The organism is Serratia sp. HNCC26DJ244, assembly GCF_057180565.1.
Genome location: NZ_JBXUGO010000005.1, coordinates 146,489 through 166,154, shown reverse-complemented (window position 1 = coordinate 166,154; position 19,666 = coordinate 146,489). Strand labels below are relative to the sequence as shown.

General features: G+C 51.0%; 15 protein-coding genes. 2 read left to right on the top strand and 13 right to left on the bottom strand.

Annotated features, from left to right (window positions below):
- The first annotated feature begins 522 nt into the window (after window positions 1-522).
- The gene (locus tag AC2A06_RS06315; RefSeq protein ID WP_037384594.1) at window positions 523-828 is read left to right on the top strand and encodes a helix-turn-helix transcriptional regulator; all 306 of its coding nucleotides are present in this window, start codon (window positions 523-525) and stop codon (window positions 826-828) included.
- Window positions 829-832: 4 nt separating this feature from the next.
- Window positions 833-2,155 (top strand): type II toxin-antitoxin system HipA family toxin, encoded by a 1,323-nt coding sequence (locus AC2A06_RS06310; RefSeq protein WP_484379730.1) that lies wholly within the window; start codon window positions 833-835, stop codon window positions 2,153-2,155.
- Window positions 2,156-2,266: 111 nt separating this feature from the next.
- Here AC2A06_RS06310 and AC2A06_RS06305 read toward each other — a convergent pair whose 3' ends face one another.
- The 13 genes from AC2A06_RS06305 to AC2A06_RS06245 form a co-directional block, all read right to left on the bottom strand.
- Window positions 2,267-3,241 carry a MucR family transcriptional regulator gene (locus AC2A06_RS06305; protein ID WP_484379729.1) on the bottom strand — a complete coding sequence of 325 codons (975 nt, stop codon included), beginning with the start codon at window positions 3,239-3,241 and terminating at the stop codon, window positions 2,267-2,269.
- A 2-nt stretch (window positions 3,242-3,243) separates the two neighbouring features.
- Window positions 3,244-4,284, bottom strand: a complete 1,041-nt coding sequence (gene tssG, locus AC2A06_RS06300) for a type VI secretion system baseplate subunit TssG (RefSeq protein WP_484379728.1) — start codon at window positions 4,282-4,284, stop codon at window positions 3,244-3,246.
- The gene (tssF, locus tag AC2A06_RS06295) at window positions 4,284-6,059 is read right to left on the bottom strand and encodes a type VI secretion system baseplate subunit TssF (protein ID WP_484379727.1); all 1,776 of its coding nucleotides are present in this window, start codon (window positions 6,057-6,059) and stop codon (window positions 4,284-4,286) included. Before tssF ends, tssG begins: the two co-directional genes overlap by 1 nt.
- Before the next feature lie 13 nt (window positions 6,060-6,072).
- Window positions 6,073-9,162, bottom strand: coding sequence for an ImcF-related family protein (locus AC2A06_RS06290; protein WP_484379726.1), 3,090 nt, complete (start codon window positions 9,160-9,162; stop codon window positions 6,073-6,075).
- On the bottom strand, window positions 9,159-10,310 hold the full coding sequence (locus tag AC2A06_RS06285) for a hypothetical protein (protein WP_484379725.1): 1,152 nt from the start codon (window positions 10,308-10,310) through the stop codon (window positions 9,159-9,161). The genes AC2A06_RS06290 and AC2A06_RS06285 overlap by 4 nt, the downstream gene beginning before the upstream one ends.
- 2 nt (window positions 10,311-10,312) lie before the next feature.
- Window positions 10,313-10,573: a PAAR domain-containing protein gene (locus AC2A06_RS06280; RefSeq protein ID WP_484379724.1), complete on the bottom strand. Its 261-nt coding sequence runs from the start codon at window positions 10,571-10,573 to the stop codon at window positions 10,313-10,315.
- Between the two features lie 31 nt (window positions 10,574-10,604).
- Window positions 10,605-10,868, bottom strand: a complete 264-nt coding sequence (locus AC2A06_RS06275) for a hypothetical protein (RefSeq protein WP_484379723.1) — start codon at window positions 10,866-10,868, stop codon at window positions 10,605-10,607.
- A 98-nt stretch (window positions 10,869-10,966) separates the two neighbouring features.
- Window positions 10,967-12,469 carry a hypothetical protein gene (locus tag AC2A06_RS06270; protein ID WP_484379722.1) on the bottom strand — a complete coding sequence of 501 codons (1,503 nt, stop codon included), beginning with the start codon at window positions 12,467-12,469 and terminating at the stop codon, window positions 10,967-10,969.
- Window positions 12,470-12,656: 187 nt separating this feature from the next.
- Entirely contained in the window at window positions 12,657-13,634 is a 978-nt protein-coding gene (locus AC2A06_RS06265; protein WP_484379721.1) for an SEL1-like repeat protein, read from the bottom strand.
- Between the two features lie 11 nt (window positions 13,635-13,645).
- The gene (locus tag AC2A06_RS06260) at window positions 13,646-14,518 is read right to left on the bottom strand and encodes an SEL1-like repeat protein (protein WP_484379720.1); all 873 of its coding nucleotides are present in this window, start codon (window positions 14,516-14,518) and stop codon (window positions 13,646-13,648) included.
- 88 nt (window positions 14,519-14,606) lie between these two features.
- Window positions 14,607-16,439, bottom strand: a complete 1,833-nt coding sequence (locus AC2A06_RS06255; RefSeq protein WP_484379719.1) for a phospholipase D-like domain-containing protein — start codon at window positions 16,437-16,439, stop codon at window positions 14,607-14,609.
- A gap of 15 nt (window positions 16,440-16,454) precedes the next feature.
- A complete protein-coding gene (locus AC2A06_RS06250; RefSeq protein WP_484379718.1) occupies window positions 16,455-19,148 on the bottom strand; it encodes a type VI secretion system Vgr family protein in 2,694 nt (897 codons plus the stop codon).
- A 67-nt stretch (window positions 19,149-19,215) separates the two neighbouring features.
- The gene (locus AC2A06_RS06245; protein ID WP_484379717.1) at window positions 19,216-19,350 is read right to left on the bottom strand and encodes a hypothetical protein; all 135 of its coding nucleotides are present in this window, start codon (window positions 19,348-19,350) and stop codon (window positions 19,216-19,218) included.
- Window positions 19,351-19,666 lie beyond the last annotated feature (316 nt).

Below are 19,666 nucleotides of genomic sequence, written 5' to 3'. Positions count from 1 at the left end.
ATTTATCCCGGGGGTCATTTTGGTGGTCATTTTTTCCATAATTTATATTTTTAATATAAATATCAAGTTGTTGTTATTTAGTGCGAGTCCGGCCTTCGCACCATTAGTATGAAATCAAGCTACCTTAGGGTGGCTTTTTTTATGGCTGAAATCTTCCATTAACATCCATATCTTATTGTTTTATAGGAAATAAAATTCAATTCCATTCCTTTTGCGATAACGCTGGAACATACGTTTGAGTCTGTGGCGTGCGAATGGGTAGCCAGCAACGTGATGTTGTGCTGTTGGATTACTTATGCGGCCTTGTCCCCCTCAGTGTCAGCATAGTTGTCACCCCCCTTCTAAACATGAAACCCGTGCCTTCTATCAATCAATTACTGTCTGTTAAGCCGTGAGCAAATTTATTAAGTCACTCCATCTTTACAGCCTATAGGCTGTTTTATTGCTTTACAGCTTATAGGGTGTATTATTCAAAAACAGCCTATAGTATGTATAAGCGTCTAAAACAATGGTAAGTGCATTATGAATACTGTTTATCCGTTGAAAACCTTGAATCAGTTGCGTCCATTGCTGATTGGCTTTCGCAAGGCGAATGGGTTGACGCAAAAAGAAGTGTCTGAAAGGTTAGGTGTCACACAGCAAACCTATGCCCGTCTGGAAGCAAACCCTGGAAGCGCCAGTATTGAGCGTTTGTTTAAGGTGCTTACTTTACTGGGGGTTGAAGTGGTGCTCTCTTCTGAACCAAGAGGGCTGTTATCTGCGTCATCTTCAACAATGGAAGAGGCAGAAAAACCAATAGATTCCCCCGCCCGACGGGAAAAATGGTGATGATATGCGTCGTACACAACAGCGTTTAGCTCTATGGATGAATGGGATCCAGGTTGGATTCTGGGAAAAGGTCAAAGGCGAAGATCGTCTGCAATACCTCCCGGAATGGATTGCTGATGAACAGGGCAGACCTTTATCGCTCTCTTTGCTTTTCACTCCCGGCAATCAGCTTTGGCGCGGCAACGTGGTACGCGACTATTTTGATAATTTATTGCCTGACAGCGAAGGTATTCGCAGGCGTTTAGCCATGCGTTACCAGGCAGCAAGCCTTGATCCTTTTGATCTGTTGGCTGAGTTGGGAAGAGATTGTGTTGGTGCGATACAGTTATTGAATGTTGATGAAGAACCGACAGATTTATTCTCCATAAACTATCGTCCGCTTTCTGATGCAGAGATAGCTACAAGATTGCGTAATACCACGGCAGCTTTGTTACCCGGTCGGCAGGACGATACTGACGATTTGCGCTTATCAATTGCCGGAGCGCAAGAAAAAACGGCTTTACTGTGGCATGAAGAACAATGGTGTTTGCCAGAAGGTAGCACGCCAACGACGCATATTTTCAAGTTACCACTCGGGCTGGTTGGTAATATGAAAACGAATATGAGTACCTCGGTTGAAAATGAATGGTTATGTTCTTTGATCCTTGAGGAATATGGGCTCCCTGTAGCAAAAACGCGGATTGCGCAGTTTGAAGAGCAAAAGGCATTGGTTGTTGAGCGTTTTGACAGGAGATGGTCGGGGGATCGGCAATGGATCGTTCGCTTGCCACAAGAGGATATGTGTCAGGCTCTGGGGGTTTCTCCACTCCGTAAATACCAGTCTGATGGTGGGCCGGGTATTTCCGATATTATGGATATACTGAGTCATTCAGACCGGGCTGAACGGGACAAAGCGTTGTTCTTTATGGCGCAAATTATTTTCTGGCTGATAGCGGCCACGGATGGGCATGCCAAAAATTTCAGTATCGCTATTGAGCCGAAAGGTCGTTATCACCTTACGCCTCTGTATGATGTTTTATCGGCATGGCCAGTCATTGGTTCTGGTAATAACCAGATTTCTTGGCAGAAGTGCAAACTGGCAATGGCAGTCCGTGGTAGCAGTAATTATTACCAGTTGTATAGAATTCAACGGCGGCATTGGATCAAGCAGGGTGCATTAACCGGCTTGGGCAGATTACAGGTTGAATCCATGATGGATGAAATTATATCCAGAACACCTGAGGTTATTGAACGTGTATCTGCGTTGCTACCAGAGTCGTTTCCACTAGAGCTTGCGGAATGTATTTTTGATGGTATGCGGCAACAATGTGGTCGGTTACAGGAATAGCATCGTAAATAAGAGAAACAATTCGTCCTCTAGGCAGAGCAGTCATCAAATGGTGAGTGATTTTAATCACTTATGGCTTTAATGCCCTGAGTTCCTTACACCATCAATCTGTTACTGCCCACTTGTCTCCGCCTCAGCCCAACGCTTCACCCAAACATACAGCGTCTGTTTCGCTACCCCGAATTCATCGGCAATCGCCTGCACAGGTTCACCTGTCTGGCGGCGGTGCTGCATGCGTGATGCGGCGGCTCGTTGTGTGGCCTCGTCTACCATTTTAATTGCCGGGGAAATCTCCCACAGTTTTTGCGATTTGAGTCGTTCACCATGTTGTTGAGCGATATAAGCGGTATTGAATGGCTTTTTTCTGCCTTTCTGTTTGTTGGCTGCCTGCATGGAGGTAGCTAAAGCCAGGGGATCTACTTCACCACGCTTTATTTTTTCTGTAATAGCGGTGAAATGACCACGGCGGTTGGCAAAACCCGCCAAGGGGATTTGCTTCATGATTTGCCATTTTTCCCGGTAGGCTTGCGCCGAGATGCCGTGTGCTCTGCGCAGGTGCGTTGCCAGGAAAGAGAACATTTTCCCGCACTCTAGGCATTGAACGTACTCATGGTTATGGTGTGCCCAGGCTTCTTCCTTACTGGTAAAGGGGGTGGTTCGCAACGGATTTTCACACTGGGTTTGATGCTGTTGTCCTTGCCACCAAGGTAGTAGTTGCGGCCAACGGTCAGACAGGATTTGTGTGATTACCGCTTCCCGGTGTAACCCGCTATAAGTCGTTAATCCACTGAGTTGGCTGGCTTGCAGATAGATATACCCCGCCAGTCGATAGCGGGCATAAATCGCCCATTTCTCAGGATGGCGGCAGTTGGAAAATGGCGTACCACTGGTGGGGAAAAAGGAGCGCTGGCACTCCTTGCACCAGTAACGCTGCTGTTGGTTTCCACCACCGTTAAAATGCAGGCTGCCACACCAGGGGCATTTCTCTGGTGGTGCAAAAGGCCCTTCGGTCAGATACGCCAACAGCGCATCCACTGCGGGATGCAACTCGCGGGGTAAAAAGCGATGGGTCAGCGGTTCAGTCATGGTCATCCGTTTTTGTCGCGTATCCGCCCCAGATCCATGGTGACCTGTTGGGGCATCTCCGCCAGATTATCTTCACACAACCCCAGTACCAGGTTGTAACCCGCCAACAGTGATTCATCCCCCAGGCGCGGTAATGGCGCAAGGTGGGTAGGGATGCTCAGGGTCAGGCTGGCATCGTAGTCACAGCCCAGATACATCCGCAGCAGGGTGAAAACATCTTCACGCAGTTGCCCACCTGGCAACCAGCCTCTGGCTTCCTCCGGGTCTTCGGTATACATGCTCACACCGATACGGTAGTTCACCTCGGCGGTCTCTGAGCCCAACACCAGGTAATCCCCCAATGTTTGCGACTGCGAGAGGGAGAACGTCACCTGTTCGCCGACGGGCATTAAGGTGACCTGATGCGGCTCAATCGTCACCTGGGTATGCGGTGCCTGGGTGTTGATCACACTGGCAATCCCCTCGGCGGTACGGGTGGTGTGCACCAACGGTTGCAGAATGGCCAGCAGGCGTGAGGTAGGGGTTGAACCGCTGTGGGTGATACCACTTAGCGCCATCAGGCTGCGCGAGGTTTTGTCGGTACCGCCGGGCTCAAAGGTGGCCGGGTAGTTGTACTTACGCCAGATGCGGTAAAATTGCGTCATCATCCGGTGGTTGAAAATGTCTAAAAACGCTTCCTGCCCTTCATGACCGTCGCGCCGCTGGGCAATGTCGTCGATATAGTGGGTCGGGAGCGGTGAATCGACGCCATACAGCCCCATAAAGGTGGTCCGCACTGTCGGCGGTTTGTGCGGATGTTCCGGGTCAGTCTCCACCGCTTTGAGTTCACCGGTGGGAAAGCCCATCCCCGGATGCGGGCGGAAGCGCACTGCATCATCCTGCGGGGTGAAGGTGCTGCCGATGGGCGTTTTGCTGGCCAACTGATGTTCAATCAACTGGCAAAAACGGTAGAAGTTGAACGCTGATGTGCGGTCAGTGCCGTCACTGTCGCGCCAGAATTCAGGCAGATTGTTGTCGTACTGGTGAGTGTCGTCAGGTTTCATCAGAACAATATCCGCTTGATGTGTCGTTCAGGCCATGACCACGCTATCCCGGACGGGTGGAGCGTCACCGTTAGTTGGGTAAAGCGGCGGGTATCGGCGTACTGGGTATAAAACTGCTCAAGGATTTCGCAGAACAACAGCGCATCTCCCCGACCAAAAAAGCAGGTTTCATCTAGCGTGAGGTTGATAGCCACACCGTGTTTGCCTTGCCCCGGATAGTGAGTCTGCTGATAGGCCACGTGCGCAATCCCGGTGATTCGGCGCGCGTTGTCCGGGTCATTGGTCCAGTCCAGCAGGCGCAGTGTATGGCGCAAGGCGTCGGTTTCCATCAGGCTGGCGATGGCCTGCGGGTGCAACAGAGACATCACCTGCCACTGATAGAGTTCGGTGCTGGGCGGGTAGTACGGCATACTTGGCCGGGTGCGCGTGGCGCAGTGCAGTTCCAGATTGCCAAGGGTCATCTCACCATCAAATACGCTGTCCTGTAATATCCGGCGGGGATAGGCACCGTTGGTGCAGGTCAGGTTCAGCCGCATCTTCAGGTTCACCTGCTGTTCATGGATACGGCCACCGAGCATCAGCACCGTATCGTTCAGGCCCGAGGGACCGCGCTGCATACGGGTATGGTAATAACGTTCCGGCCACTCGCTGTCGTATTTCAGCATCCCGCCTTTTTGGCGGAAATGGCGGTAAGGTACATAGCCAAACTCGGTGTTGTCATCGGTTACTTGAGACACCTCGTTCACGGCATAAATCTCGGTATGCCCATCACTGAGCCGGTGGGGGCGCAGACGGTAGTCATTAACCACCGTGTTGACCGTCAACGGTTGGGCCAGTAGCCGAAACAGGTTAATCACCGGGACACAATGCATGCGCAGCGCATCAGGCGGCACCGCTAAATCATCGGGCCAGTGCTCACTCAGCATCACCTCTACATCAAAGGCGGTGGTCTCTGGCGGAAAGGTCAGGTTTTCCAGCCCATGCAACTGCATAAAGAAATAGCGCTGTGGATGGGTGAAATACTCCAGCCACGGGCGGATTTCACCACACAGGGCCGGGCTGTCACTTTCTGGCCACAGGCTGGCATCCGGTTCGTTTTGCCAGCGCGGCACAAACCGCGCATCCACCGGTATCAGTTCGGTGGCGCTTTGCCCGAAACGCACCTGCACCTGTTGCACCTGGCGGCTGAGGGCCAGATAGAGCATTGACTGCAACACCCGGTCACCGTTGAGATACAGGCTGATGTTGCGCCATTCTTCGGGGCGGGCCTCCGCCAGCTCGGGCAGGGTAAAGCGCAGCCGCAGCCCCTGTTGCCCTTCCGGTTGGGTAAACAGCGTAACGCTTTCCAAGGTGAACGGGTGCACAACCAGCGCACGGGTGGTGCGATAGGGGCAACGTTGCTTTTTTTCCCCTAGCGGTTGGGTGAACAGTTCGCTTTCGGCAGGCAAAATCTCTTCGCGCACATGCAGTGCCGGGGTGGCCGGGGTCAGTTCAACAACGGCGGTGGAAGGCAGTGTGCGATTGACCACTGGCAGCAGATGCGCCAACAACGGCTCGGTCAGTTCCGGTACGTCGTCGTCAATCTTTTGGCGCAACCGGCTCATCAGCAGGGCAAAGCCCTGAAACAGTCGCTCTACCGACTCATCACGCGGCACTGCGCTGTCGTCCAAACCCAATGCACGCCCAAGCAGGGGAAACTCGTCAGCAAATTCCAAACCCGCTTCGCGCAGGTAGCGCATTTCGCCGTCAAAATAGCGTAAAAATTCGTCTGCCATGTCGCTCTCTGCGTTAAAGGAAAATCTGCCGGGGAAAACGGAACCCATTGAGGGACAACAAGCTCAGCGGGTCGTGCCCGGCGGTAAATGCCATCTGGTAACTGAGCGGCTGGCCGTCGTCAGTTACCCAGGTCAACTGATAGTGCGTATCGTCCACCCGGGTGATTTTGGCTTTTTTCAACAGGCGGAAAAACGCCCAGGTGCCAGGGGCGTCAAAATACAACTGCGCCCCGGCCTGGGTACTGGTCCAGATGATTGATGCGCCAGGGCGGTAGGTTTCCCCTGGCCACTGAATATCTTCCCAAAGTGGCATTTGATTGAAATAAACCACCCGTTGCCCGTCGATGTTCAACTCGGTTTTGACCACATCCCGCACGGCATTGGCCTGCAACTGGAAGTTAACCCCCCATTTGCCGCCATAGAGGGTATGGCCCAAACGGTTCAGGTGGTTCAACTGGGTTAAAAACTGCGGGCTGACCTTCATCCCCGGCGGCAGTTTATCGGCCACTTGCCATTGGTCATTCTTATACTCCAGGACCCCTTCAAGGTATTGGTGGATAAAACGGGCAATCTTGCCGGTTTGCGGGTTGATAAACTCATTGAGCAGGGCCAGTGAGGCTTCTTGCTTGCTGTCGGCAAACGGAAACGTCTGGTCAAAGGCTTGTTGCCATGGGGCTGCAATCTCTTGCTGCCACTGTACTTGCATCCCCTTGATACCGCCAGCCATCACCCCTTCCCAGGTCTGATCCAGCGGGGCGAGAAACAGCGCCTGAGCCATGGGTTGCCAGCCGTTACCGAGTTGGGTACGCAGGCGAGCGGGCAGTTCTGCAATCCGGCTATCCACCTGCGTCCCGCGGAAAACAGATTGCGATAACGCTGCCTCGCCGCCGGTGGCCGCCGAGAGGTTACGCATTCGGTCACGCAGGCTGGTGACCTGTGAACGCCAGGTCGAGAGGGTAAGCCCCTTGTCTGCTCCCCGGCCAGAGACCATCGCCACTATCCCACCGAACACCGGTAACAGGGCTGGGTTCACCTCATTCTGTTTTTCGTTCGGGCTGCCAGCCAGCCCTTGCCAGGCCAACTGTTTCATTAAGGCCATCTGCGGTGAACGGTTGATGTCCGCCGCCAGCGTCAGTTGCTTTTCTCTGTTGTCAGATGGCTGTGCTTTCAACTGGTTAAGGGTTTTCTGCCACGCCACGCCGTAGTCGGTGAAGTAGCGAGCCGTCAAGCGGGCACCGAGCGCACGGGGTGACAGTGACTCCTCCACCGTCTGGCCCGGTTCAACCAGTACCCAACCAACCTGTTCCTGACGGCTGGCCACCAGGGTTGCAATTGCCGGGGATACCGCTCCCTCATACGCCTGGCGAGTAAAGCTGCCGGGGACTTCGGCATCCAGCGAGAACATGCCATCAGCCTCTAGCCCATCCAGTAACTGTGGCAAGGCGAGATTACCGAAGTTGCGTGTGGCACGGGCCAACAGTGTCTGATAGAGCTGTGCCTCGGCTTCCGCGCCGCTCATATTGCGCAGTAATGTGTTCCGGGCTAGGGCTACCTTGGCACTGTCTGGGGTGATTTTCCACTCCGGGTGCTGGGCAAATTGAGTCGTAAAGAAAGTGACTGCCGTGGGGGTGACAGTGGGCAACAGCGCCGTCATCTGTTGGCTAAAATAGCGTTGGTCGTCGTGGTCGGCAGTATGCGCCGGAAGTGCCAGCATCAGGTAGGTTTTCAGGCCATCATAGCTTGGCTGGGCGGAGCCCAACCCGCTGACCAGTTGTTGCTGCGCGGGTTGTACAATAAACCGTTGGGCGAGCTGAGTGTAGGCTGGCCACAGTGCCGGTAGTAGCCTGTCGGTGACATCCAGGCCAAAGCGACGGTACAGCGGTGTACCCTGTTGCTGCTGTACCAGCAAGGTCTCCAGCGGTTGTTGCAATGCGAATAACAGAGGAACTGAGGGCGCGGACTCGGCCTGCTGTATCAGCTCGGCTCCCTGCGTGACCAGCCGGTAATTGCTGGCCCCCGACACCATCAGGCCCAGGGTGAACATGACCATCACCGCAGCGGCACTCCACCGAGCCACAACGGGGGCCGTGATACCTACGGGGCGACCTGCCTGGCGCACAATCTGCCGGGCCAGTTCACCCCAGAAAGGGGAACCTGCCTGTTCATGTGGGGTGTAGTTGTGTGGGCTCAGTGGGGGTGAGAAGGCGATACCATATAACGGCAACGGGTCAACCCCGGCAAGCAGCGGCGAGAAAACCTCAACCGATGCCACCGGGCCGGGTTGCAGGTCGTTACACAACTGCAGCAAAAACGTATGGTCCAGCTTGGCATTAATCTGTGCCATACCCTGCGCACGAACTACCGGGATCAGGGCCTCAATGCGCGAGGCCAGAGACTCGAGCGTCAGACGTTGATGGTGCATCACTCCGACCAACTGTTCCGGGCGTTCCGGCTGTGGCCAGCGCAGTTGGCGCAGGTCAAGCAGATAGACTGGGGCGGCCCAGTGCAACAGGTGGCTAACCTGTTCATAGCCACGACAAACCGCATCGGCATAGGCGGGCTGGCGGTATTGTGCGGCCTGGCTGACCCAAATCAACGCATCTACCGGGCGATGGCGACGCAACCGGCGCAGCGCCTGCAAGTCATGTGCATGACCGCCGCTGGCCAGTGGTCCCCCCCACAGCAACAGGACGTGGCCGACCAGCAACCAGCCCTGCTCGGTGAGCCCTGGGCTGACCTGTTCGACCTCTGCCACCTCGCCCATGACCAGCAACCACGGTGTTTTACGCCGCCAGCGGTAGCCGTAGCGGCCACGCAGCAGACGTGCCATTGGCGAGAAGTCCCGTATTACTATTGGCGGCGCTTCATTGCCATTCAACAGCGCTGGTGGGGCTACCATCCCCTCGCGGTCCAGCTCCTTGGGGGAACGGCGACGATACCACCAGACAACCAGCAGATAGATGACTACCAAGACGGCGCTGATAAGCAGATACCCGAGAAGGGTTGATTGACCCGGGTTAAAAGCCAGCGACGGGGGCAAAAAATACGGCGAAGAAAACGTCATGATGCCAATGACTATCAGGACGACCAGCAGACCTATCATGACAAACTACCTGAAGAATGGCGTAATTGTTGTAGCAAGCATTGCCCTTGATGCGCGGTGAACAGCAGGTTATCACCTTTGCGTTCAGCCGCCAGCGTGACCTGTGTGGCATAGCGAGCAATGCCGGGAACACCCAGGGCACTGTCAGTATCAAAGCATTGCCGGGCAGAAAACTTGATGTTCAGTTCAGCGCAGGCCAACGATATTTTCTCTTGCAATGTGCCAGGTAGTGCAGCCTGCCAACCAGCACTTAACTTGGCTGAGGGGCACTGTTGCCCACATAACTGTTCCATGGCCTGAGGCAGTGTGCTAGCCGGGGTCAACAACGGGCGCAACAAGCGGGTTGTGGTGGGGAGTTTCTCTTGCTGGCAGAGCGCATCGGAGGCCAGCAATAACGACGCTGCTTCTTCACTGGCGGGTGACGTATCGGAAACATCAATAAACAGCAAGCACAGCAGACCATCCAATGGCTGGTCGTAGGCGGTGAGCAACCATTCGGTAAAATCGTGCGGCTCAAAAGGGGCAATGGTGGCTAAGGGCAATGCTAACCGCTGGGCTTCCTGCTCCAGCAATTGAGGCCAGTCCAGCTCATTGATGGCGGAGGGGGCAACTTGCCACAACACCTTCAGGGGGGGCGTGCCGGGATGAGCCTGAACGAACTCACTCACTGGCTGCAACAAACGGGCAATCAACTGTGAACGGCTTTCCCACAGGGGTAAACTGGCAAACTCAGTGAAGGCGAGGCGATTACCTTGATTGACTGGCGGCTGTTCACTCATCATCATGGCGTGGTCCTTTGGCCCCAAGGTGGTCTGGCGGCCCCATGCCAGTAGATTCAGCCGTTGGTTGGCCCAATGTTTCCATTGTGCACGCCGTTGGGCGCAGAGCTGATTGCGGGCATTGACTCGGGCACTTTGCAAGCCATAGACCACCAGCCTGCCACCCAGCAACAGGCACCAGAGGAGCAGGGGAGTCCCTAACGCCATTAACAGCAACTGTTGTTTGTCGCGTAACTCTTCAGGCGAGAGCAGGTAGACCGCCAGGAAAAAACCGCCAACCAGCATGATGAGCAGGGCAATTCCCCAGCGTAGGGCATGGGGTGCGGTAGGGGTTGGCGAGTCAAGCAGTGGGGGAACGGTCCAATTCATCTTCAGTTCTCACCCGCATTGCTCAGGCTGGCAATCAATGTGCAACCACACTCGGTTTTAAACCCATGGAGGGCGGCCTGTTTGTTACCGATATGAATACGGGTTTGGCCGGGCAAGATGGCGTTTACGCCATGTCCATCTTGTGGACACTGCACTTTATCACCCACCAAAGCGACTTTCTTGCCATACACCTGCGGGCCGGATGCGGTGATCACCTCGCCACCGTGGTCTGTTTTGTCACCCAATCGAACCAATGCACGCATCAAATATCCTGTTTCTTTTCTCGATAGCATATTAATATTGTTGATGATTATCGCTCAAAACCCGTCGCCGTATCTGGTCAACATCGACATTATTGATATAACGGGCAATATTTAGGCGATAATTTTCGTGGTTACCGAATTGCGGTTGACGCAATTCGGCTAACACATCGCTTTTGCTGATGCTGGCCAAGAGCAGCATGGCTAGCGTTATGACGTTCAGGAATAGTCGCAGTCGCTGTGCCTGAGCGCGAAAGGTACAGCTATCAGTGGCGAGGTTATCCAATTCATATTGCATTCTTACCTGCGGTGGTCAGGCTGACAACCTCAATGTGCAGCTGCATTGCGTTTTAAGACTATTCATTATGGGCAGTTTACCTGCCCATAAATTCAGTTTTACAGTGAAATACGTTGTAGGGGGATCACCAGACTGTAACCTCCAACACCAACCTCTGAAACAGAATAGGCAAAAAAGTAATGTACATTCTTTAGATCATCCAGTGAGGGTTCAATGCCCCACAACTGAGTCAGATAGCTACGGAATTCCTCGAGGTACTCATTCGAGATATTCCTGTAATCAACTTGATAGATATACCTCCCATCGCCAGTATCCGCGATACAAATTGGCGAGTCCCGCCAAAATACATCAATAACGGTCGTTTTTTCTGCCTTGCCTGATTTGATATTTATTGGTGAAATCGTGCCGCTTTTCATCCCTTGGCGATAGTAATTTTTGCCATCTTGATAAATTTTAAAGGCTTTATCGCCTGGTTGGGTAGCTGCGGAGAAAAAAACATCATGGGCTATTTCAATCACATTCTTATTTGGTAAGTTGGCAGGAATACCAAATGTTCCCAACAAATCCGCTGGGCACTTACCGGTAGGGGCAATTTCAGTCTTAGATGAAAAATGGGTTTCACCACGGTCGTAGGCTTTTTGTTCATCATCGGCCTGTTTATTGTCTGTCGCTATTTGTCGTTCAGTAGCCGCTTTCTGTTCATCAGGCGTGGGCCCTTCACCAACACCGATCATCAACAAGGGAAGCCCATGATTAAATTGACCCGCTTCATTGGCATACTTAATCAGTTCACTTTGATTACATTGTTTGACCATTTCTGGGCTAAGTTTAACTGCCTGATCCTGTGCGTAACTGACTTTAAAATGACTACTTAATGAAAACATTTTGTCATCAGCCTTGGCTTTTTCGACCGAAAATGCCGCCCCAGAGCACAGTAAAACGATAAAAGGTTGATCTCGTTGATTAGACAGTAGTTTTCTAGAGTAAAAATACCCCGTGTCATCGCTGATACCGGACTCTGTCACTTTTTGGTTGTCAACTATCCAGTAAGGTTCTTTTTTAAATGCCCCCTCCTTGCCATACGTCTTTAAATAAAGATAATTATTATTTGTATAGTTGGTGTCGTAACTTTTTTGAATACTAGTGCCGGTATCAAGTGATGGGAAGCGAAAATAGGTTGCGTTGCCTTCTTTATTAAAACTGATAGCGAAGTGGTCATTTAGCATTGTGACTATCCAATATTCCTCTTTTTTTTCATCATGTGCATTGGTGTAAATGATACCATCCTCACCAGTCAGCTTCCCATCAACCACCACGCCATTTTTTATTAACTGATAGGGTTCATGCTTCCTCCCTATCTTCACTAATGGATACAGGTCATCACTGGCATAAGCACTGCTGGATAAGATAGCCAATAGTGATAAAGGCAAAAAACACTTGGCGGTAAATTTTAGCTTCTGTATCAACGACATGGTAAATCCCTTATTGGACTGATTATTATCACCCGTGAGTGCGGAATGTTCCCTAGGTCTGGGATTAGAAACCGTGCTCAGTTCACTATCTGGGTTTGTTTTGTTGCCTAGCCGAATGGATGAGAACATAAAACCTCTTAGCTGTTTAAAAAACAAACAAGGCCAATAATGTATGCAAACAGGTCAATGAATAATAACCTTTTTATTATTTTCTTATGGGTGTCTTTTTTTACGAAGAACAAAGCAATAAATAAACAAAGAGCAATCACTACGAATGGAGTCGAGAAGAAAGCTAAAGCAATAACGACATAAATGTTCATTTACTATCCTTGTTATATTCAAAAGTGCCATCCCACTCCGGCAATGGGGCCGGGGGCAGCGGAACAATTTTATCAATATCCGGGAAACGGGCTGAGGGGTTACTATCAATTTCGTCGGCAATCATTTTGTAGCGATGGGATCTTTCCTGATCTGGCGGTAGAGCCAAATAATATAAGTTACTGGGTGCCGGGTTCTTAAATGCTTCACTTAATCGATATGCTCCTCTACCACCAGCTTTTGCAGCAAGTTGATAGTATTTTAAAGCCATTAGATAATTTTTTTCAGCAATTTTATAGTGACCAGCAATATTCATTGCAGCATCTGCATTACCTTGATTTGATGCACAGTCCAACATTTTCTTACCGATATCAGGACGATAAGCTGGATTATCTTGTTCATCCGGTAATCGTTGCGACAAAAATAGATCTCCAATCACATTCTGTCCCTCAGGGCTCCCTAAATCCGCCGCCTTGCGGAAATAAGCTAGAGAGGCCATTTTATCGGCTTCAACTCCGTAACCCCGTTCTAAATAGACCCCCATTGCGTAGTAGCCTGCGGGAATATTCAGTTTGATCATATGCTCAACAATTTCGATCACTTCTTCTGAAGGGCGTTTCCCCGGCAGTGGTGCCACCAAACCGGTACGGATCAGGTTTTGTAAGTTGCGTAACGCCATCGGGTGGTCTTTGGCCCCGGCTTGGCGATACAGTGCGCCAATAGTGGCAAAATCTTTCGGGCCATTGGCTTTTTCCATTGCCCGTGCCCGTTTAAACCACTGTTCGGCCTGGGGTTCCCGTGGCGGTAAATGATCGGCTTCCTGGGTGCAAGTAAAAGCCAGCTTTTGTTCTTTGCTCTGATCCACCTGCTTGAATTCAGCAGAGGTTTGCTGGCTACACCCCATCAGGCAGGCGACACCCAGTACCAAGAATAAGGCTCTCCTTGTTGTTATTCGTTGGCACTGAATACTATTCATTCCATTTGCCCTTATTGTTGCTGCTGCTTTTTATATTCAAATGTACCATCCCACTCCGGCAATGGGGCCGGGGGCAGCGGAACAATTTTATCAATATCCGGGAAGCGGGCAGAGGGGGTTTTTTTTATTTCCTCTGCAATCAATTTATAACGATGAGATCTTTCCTGGTCTGGCGGTAGAGCCAAATAATATAAGTTGTCAGGGGAAGGATTTTTAAATGCTTCATTTAACCAGCGTGCACCTCTACCACCAAGTTTTGCTGATATGTGAAAATACTTTACTGCCATAGGATAGTTTTTATCAACGACCATATAATGCTCAGCAAGTTCTTCCGCAGCACGGTTAAATCCTTGGTTAATTGAGCATTCGAGCATTTTTTTACCAATATCAGGACGATAAGTCGGATTATCCTGTCCATCAGATAAAACCTGTGTCAAAAATAGCTTTCCTATCGCATATTGTCCCTCGGGACTCCCCAAATCCGCTGCTTTACGGAAATAAGCCAGGGAGGCCATTTTATCTACTTCAACTCCATAGCCATTCTCCAGATAGTAGCCCATTGCATAATAGCCCGCGGGAATATTGAGTTTGATCATCTGTTCAACAATCTCGACTGCTTCTTCGCCAGCAGTTTTCCCGGCTGCTGGGGGTACTAATCCTTCAAGCAGGAGATCTTGCAAGTTACGCATGGCCTTATAGTGGTCTTTAGCCATAGCTTGGCGGTATAGCGCTCCAATAACAGTATAATTCTTTGGCCCATCAGCCTTTTCTAATGCCCGTGCCTGTTTAAACCAGATATCAGCCTGCGGATCGAGTGGCGGCAAGTGGGTGGCCTCTTGGGTACAGGTGAAAGCCAGCTTTTCTTCTTTACTGAGATTACTCATTTTATTCGCCCCATTAGTCGCACACGCGCTAAATAAACCTACTATTAGCATGATAAAAATATAGTTATTTCTACTGTTTATCATCTTGTTAATCCAAACGTTGTAGTTTTTCATTACCATCATGAAATTCAATTAATGGAGCATATGGTGATGAATTTTTAGCTCCTTTGCGTTTTTTATTTACTGAAATAATATCTCCCCATTTATCAAATACATCACTGGGATCATCCCCCACACCTAACCCTTTGGTATGTAACGTCCATATTTCTCTACGCATCACTGGAATAATATTGGATTGGTCGGTATCTTGCAGCGCAATGGCAATTTCACTATCAAATGCCATACTGCGTAAATTGATATTGGCAGAGCCTTGGATCAGTAAAGTGTCATCCACCATCATCATTTTGCTATGTATATACACTGGCACCCAATGTTCTGCAGGTGAATTTGCTGAAACCAACGTACAAATCTGTGTTTTTAGACCCGGAATATTTTGGGCCTTAATCGGCAATATTGACTTTTTGTCTTTCTTGGCATAATTAGGTACTAGATCAGCCCGGCCCAGGATATCCAGCATTTTGTAGGTTTGATAGCCGCCGACCTCATTGGAGGGGTACTCCTTTTTTTCTGGTTTATCGGTGCTGTTGGTCGCCACAAACAGATACAGATAGCCATGTTTATCGCAGTCACGCCCCTCTTCAGCCAATTTTATGGCTGTCTTTTTCAGCTCCTCGGCAATTTCTTGAAAACGAAAATACTGATTCTCAATATAGATATACTTCCGCGCCAGCTTAATCCCTTCCATATAGGCTTTCAGGATCGCATAGCGTTTATACTGCGGTTGCGTGCGACAGATAATCCCCATGGTGGCCTTTAGGGGAATAGGCAATGAGAGGCGTTCCTGTATTGCTGCAAGCCGTGGTGCGGTGGGGTAAAAAATATCTTTGGTGATCGCCGCACGTTGGTTTTTTGGCGTGCTGTCACCGGTATCTTTTTCCCATGACTGTACGAAGTTGTCATTCATATGCTTCAACACTTCGCCATACACACAACTAGAGATATCCTGCCAGGGGGTTGGGCCATCGCGCCCCTGATCATAAGTGGATTGTTGCGCAAGGTGCTGATCAGTGTCCCAATATTGAGACAACATATTGTGCCCCATCATAAAACCCACCGCTAGGTCCGGGTCTTCATAATCCACTAATACCATTTTCTGATGGTGGGTCGCGCCCAGCTTCAAGGCTACTTTACGCATCATGGATGAATCATCTTTCACCGTGTAAGGGCTGAGTTCTGCCAAACGCGACTTGATGCTGGTAGCATCGGCTATCCAATGGAGTTGCCGATGGCGAACAGTGAGATTGCCGATATCGCCATTGGCAGCACGGTAGTGCCAATACTTATCGAACTCGTATTGTTCTGGTTTTTCGTAACCAAGCTTATTGCCAGTAGCCAGCAGAGTGACATTTTGTTGTTCAATACGTCGTTTATTACGCGCAAAGATCTCGTCTTGGGTTTCAAACGTTCCCCCTTGGTGGCGCGCCTCATCGGGCAGATAAGCTTCCCAACCCGGGAAGTTAGGGTCAAGCATCTGCCCTGTCTGGGAAAACCACACCAGCACCCGCACTTGAACTCCCCGTTTAGCCGCATCTTCCAGTAATTCACCAATCATCTTCCCGTTACCATGGCGTTCAAAATACATTGAAGCCTGAAAGCCCCAGGTAATGATATCAAGGCTTTTCTTGGCCTGTTTTATGGCCCGGGCAACGGCACCAAATGCATTCTCACCATTAATTAAGGGCGCGTAGGCAGCGGCACAAGGGGGGTATTCGGTATTTTCCGGTAACCATTGCAGGGTATGCTTCGCCTGAGTGGTTTTGCCCGGTACGACATTACAGGTCTGAGGGGTAGGTATGATCATCTTCATGTCCCGTGATTATTCTTTAGGTTCAGTCCGTGAGGGATTGAGCAGTTGATGGAATGTGTCTCGCCAGGTGTTACCCAGTTTTGTGTTGTCTTCTGTTTGCCCTGGGTTAATTGCCCGGAAACCGTCAAGAGCCAATTGATCTTCTGGTTTATCCTGCCCTTCATTGATCATATTGATATCAAAATGCTCACCACTGATCAGTTCCAGTTTGTATTTCTGCGTTGGGATCTGGTGTTCGATTTCGATATTACCGTCCGCATCCGTTAGCCCCCGCTGCACCAGTGCGCCGTTGGCATACAGTTTATACGGTTCGTTGGCGCGCACCTTGCCCGGGCTTTGTGGGGAGCCGCCCAACTGAAAGCGCAGCGCCTGTTTCGGGATGCTTTGCGGGAAGGTGGGGTGGGTGATATCCATGTTTTCCGGCCCCTGGACTACCCAATTGCTGGCCTTGACCGTCTGGTTACCGGGGCTGCCATACTCAATTTGGCCACCTTTAAGGCGGATAAAAGCCCCGCCACAGGTCAGCAGCAGTTCGTCTTTAGCGGCAATTATGGTTTTACCCCCATGGCTGCTGATGGTCATATCCTTGAGGGAGGAGAGGTGCATTTCATCACTTTGTGCTTGTAGCTCTACCTGCCCTTTGGCGGCAAACAGTTTCATCCCGGCTTCGCGGGCAAACAGGCTGATGGTTTTCCCTGCTGCCAGGGTGATGCGTTTTAAGGCGGAAATATCTGCCTGTTGACGGGCGGTGAAGCTGAGGTTCTGTTCCGCATTCAGTTGCAGCGTTTTCGGTGTGGTCAGCGCAATCCCCGCTGGGGCACTCACCAATACCGCGGCCTGCTTCATCTCATCAATGGCCTGCATCAGCAATTGCTTTTGTGCGGTCAAATCCGCCAGTTCCGCTTTGGCGACTTCTGCGGCATCACGCAGGGAACTGGTGAGTGTGATGGCATCCTTTAACTGCTGTTTGGCCTCTTGCATATCCAGCTGTTTGGCGGCCGCATCACCACGCAAATCGGTGGTGATAAACAGCCCCTTGGCGGCACGCAGGGTGCCCCAACCACCGGTTTGCAGCTCAAACCCTTCGCCACGCTGTTTTCGGCCACTGTCTACCAAGTGCCCCAATCCGAGCCAGGTTTTCCCCGAATGGACCGTGGAAATCTTGATGTGCTCTTTACCCCGTTGATCTTCCAACCTGATTTTATTTTGCGCAGGTGTTCTGATCACGTTGCGTTTGTGATTGGGCAGGGCAACGTGGTCCGGGTGACGCGAGTCGTGCAGGGCAAAAGCGATGTAGGGTCTATCAACATCCCCCCCTTCAAAGGCAATCGCCACCCCGGTGGCATCCAATAACGGCATATGAAAACCGTAGGTATCGCCAGCATAGGGTTTGGCCAGGCGCAGCCAGCAGCTCTCAAAGCCTTTTTGCCATTCGGTACGGTCAAAACCAAACTGTACCCGGTAGAGGCCATCAGCGTTGATATGGGCGTAAGGTTCATCCGGGTGAGCACTGGATATGCGCGCGGGCAGCGTGCCGCTTACCGTTGGCCATGGCAGTAATGGTGGGCGATAGGGCTGCTGCATTTGAAGCGGCACCGCAGTAAAGGCGATGAGATAGGCGGTATCACGAGCAATGTTTTTAGACTCGGTGGAGACAATCAACAAACCGTTGGGGGCTTCCGGCCAGGTTTTGCCGGGGGTGGTGATCACCATCCCTGGGCGCAACATCATGCAGTTGGATTTACCCTCAAAGGTGATTTGCTCAGTCAGGTAACGTTGCTGGCGACGCTTGGCATACCACATACCCTGCCCGGGCTCATTGCTGTACTCTTTGCCTGGCTCCGGGTAATTCTCCCCCCAGCGGTAATCTTCGGCCACCAGGGCGGGGTAGTCGGGGTTGGTCTGCGCGATAGCTTTCATGTCACTTTGCGCATTGGGGTAATAGTCGTCGTTGACCATCACCTGTTTTGGAATGGCTTTGCGGTTGACCGACATCTCCCAGACCGATTCCAGCCCACCGTCGAACAATCCTGCAGGATGGCGGTATGGAATAGTCAGTGCTTTTACCCAGGCGCGAGAGTGGTCGGCCAGGACCATGACATCGCAGTTATTCTCTTCATCGTATTCAAAGTAATAAGCGATGCCGCTATCTGCCAGGCGGCGAGCGATATGGGTGTAATCACTTTCGCCAAACTGGATCATCATCGGCTTGAGGGGATACTGCTCATTCAGCGCGAAGCGAAAATCGAAGCGATCCATGTTGTAACGCAGCAAGGTGTTTTCCGTCATGCTGATGATGCTGTCATTCAGGTACACCGCACTGTTGTTGCCTTGGGTCAACCGGGCCAACCGGTGTTCCAGTGTCACCACGTAACGGGTTTCATCGGCGGAGGTGTTGCATTGGCGGAACTGGGTGATAATGCCGGGAATAATACGCGGCGTCAGCTTCTGAAACGGTTTGCCATCGGGGTACATCAGCAGTTCGGCGGAATAGTTAATGAGCAGGCTGGCAGGAATATCGGGGGTGGCACTGGTGAACTCGATTTCATAACGCAGGATTTGGCTGAGGGCTTCCACACCAGAGAATTTGAGTACTGAAATCTGAATATCCGGGCGTTCCTGATTGAGTTTTTTCAGTCTGAGCTGGTAGTGGTTGTATGCACCGTATTTACCGCTTTCAATGATGTAGTCTGCTATGCCCATCCGTTTTAATCCTTAATTTCGCTTACTGCGTCAGCTTGTCTTATACCTGCTGAACCCGCTCCATACACTACTCGTGTAGTAGCACATTCATGGTGACTGATTGGCCATTGATAATCGTCAAGGGGAGCAGCCAGGTATCCAGTAATAGCGCATCAGTAAAATCGGCAGTATTGATGTATTGCGCTTCTTGGTTAAGTATCACTACTGCCTACCGCGAATTAATGTGGCTAATGAGTGTATTCCGAATGATATATATTATTCAAGTCAAATAGTTAGCAGACGAGGGCAGGGTCACAGTATCCTCGTTGGAGCCTTGAGAATGGTTGTAGTTGGGTTGAGATAGCCTAGGTTATACATCTTAGAATATGTCGATAAATTGATTTTTTTTAAACATGTGACCGGAATAGGTCGATGACATCGACACGTTCTAGCTATATGTCGACAAAACGTGATTTTTTAAACATGATGTCGTGAGGTAATCCCCCCCTGAACAAGGCAATGATGGGCGCACATTGGGG

What these genes read in the sequence shown, in the direction of transcription:
- AC2A06_RS06315 (WP_037384594.1), top strand. Translation starts at nt 523, where the DNA reads ATGAATACTGTTTATCCGTTGAAAACCTTGAATCAGTTGCGTCCATTG.
- AC2A06_RS06310 (WP_484379730.1), top strand. Translation starts at nt 833, where the DNA reads ATGCGTCGTACACAACAGCGTTTAGCTCTATGGATGAATGGGATCCAG.
- AC2A06_RS06305 (WP_484379729.1), bottom strand. Translation starts at nt 3,241, where the DNA reads ATGACTGAACCGCTGACCCATCGCTTTTTACCCCGCGAGTTGCATCCC.
- tssG (WP_484379728.1), bottom strand. Translation starts at nt 4,284, where the DNA reads ATGAAACCTGACGACACTCACCAGTACGACAACAATCTGCCTGAATTC.
- tssF (WP_484379727.1), bottom strand. Translation starts at nt 6,059, where the DNA reads ATGGCAGACGAATTTTTACGCTATTTTGACGGCGAAATGCGCTACCTG.
- AC2A06_RS06290 (WP_484379726.1), bottom strand. Translation starts at nt 9,162, where the DNA reads ATGATAGGTCTGCTGGTCGTCCTGATAGTCATTGGCATCATGACGTTT.
- AC2A06_RS06285 (WP_484379725.1), bottom strand. Translation starts at nt 10,310, where the DNA reads ATGAATTGGACCGTTCCCCCACTGCTTGACTCGCCAACCCCTACCGCA.
- AC2A06_RS06280 (WP_484379724.1), bottom strand. Translation starts at nt 10,573, where the DNA reads ATGCGTGCATTGGTTCGATTGGGTGACAAAACAGACCACGGTGGCGAG.
- AC2A06_RS06275 (WP_484379723.1), bottom strand. Translation starts at nt 10,868, where the DNA reads ATGCAATATGAATTGGATAACCTCGCCACTGATAGCTGTACCTTTCGC.
- AC2A06_RS06270 (WP_484379722.1), bottom strand. Translation starts at nt 12,469, where the DNA reads ATGTTCTCATCCATTCGGCTAGGCAACAAAACAAACCCAGATAGTGAA.
- AC2A06_RS06265 (WP_484379721.1), bottom strand. Translation starts at nt 13,634, where the DNA reads ATGAATAGTATTCAGTGCCAACGAATAACAACAAGGAGAGCCTTATTC.
- AC2A06_RS06260 (WP_484379720.1), bottom strand. Translation starts at nt 14,518, where the DNA reads ATGAGTAATCTCAGTAAAGAAGAAAAGCTGGCTTTCACCTGTACCCAA.
- AC2A06_RS06255 (WP_484379719.1), bottom strand. Translation starts at nt 16,439, where the DNA reads ATGATCATACCTACCCCTCAGACCTGTAATGTCGTACCGGGCAAAACC.
- AC2A06_RS06250 (WP_484379718.1), bottom strand. Translation starts at nt 19,148, where the DNA reads ATGGGCATAGCAGACTACATCATTGAAAGCGGTAAATACGGTGCATAC.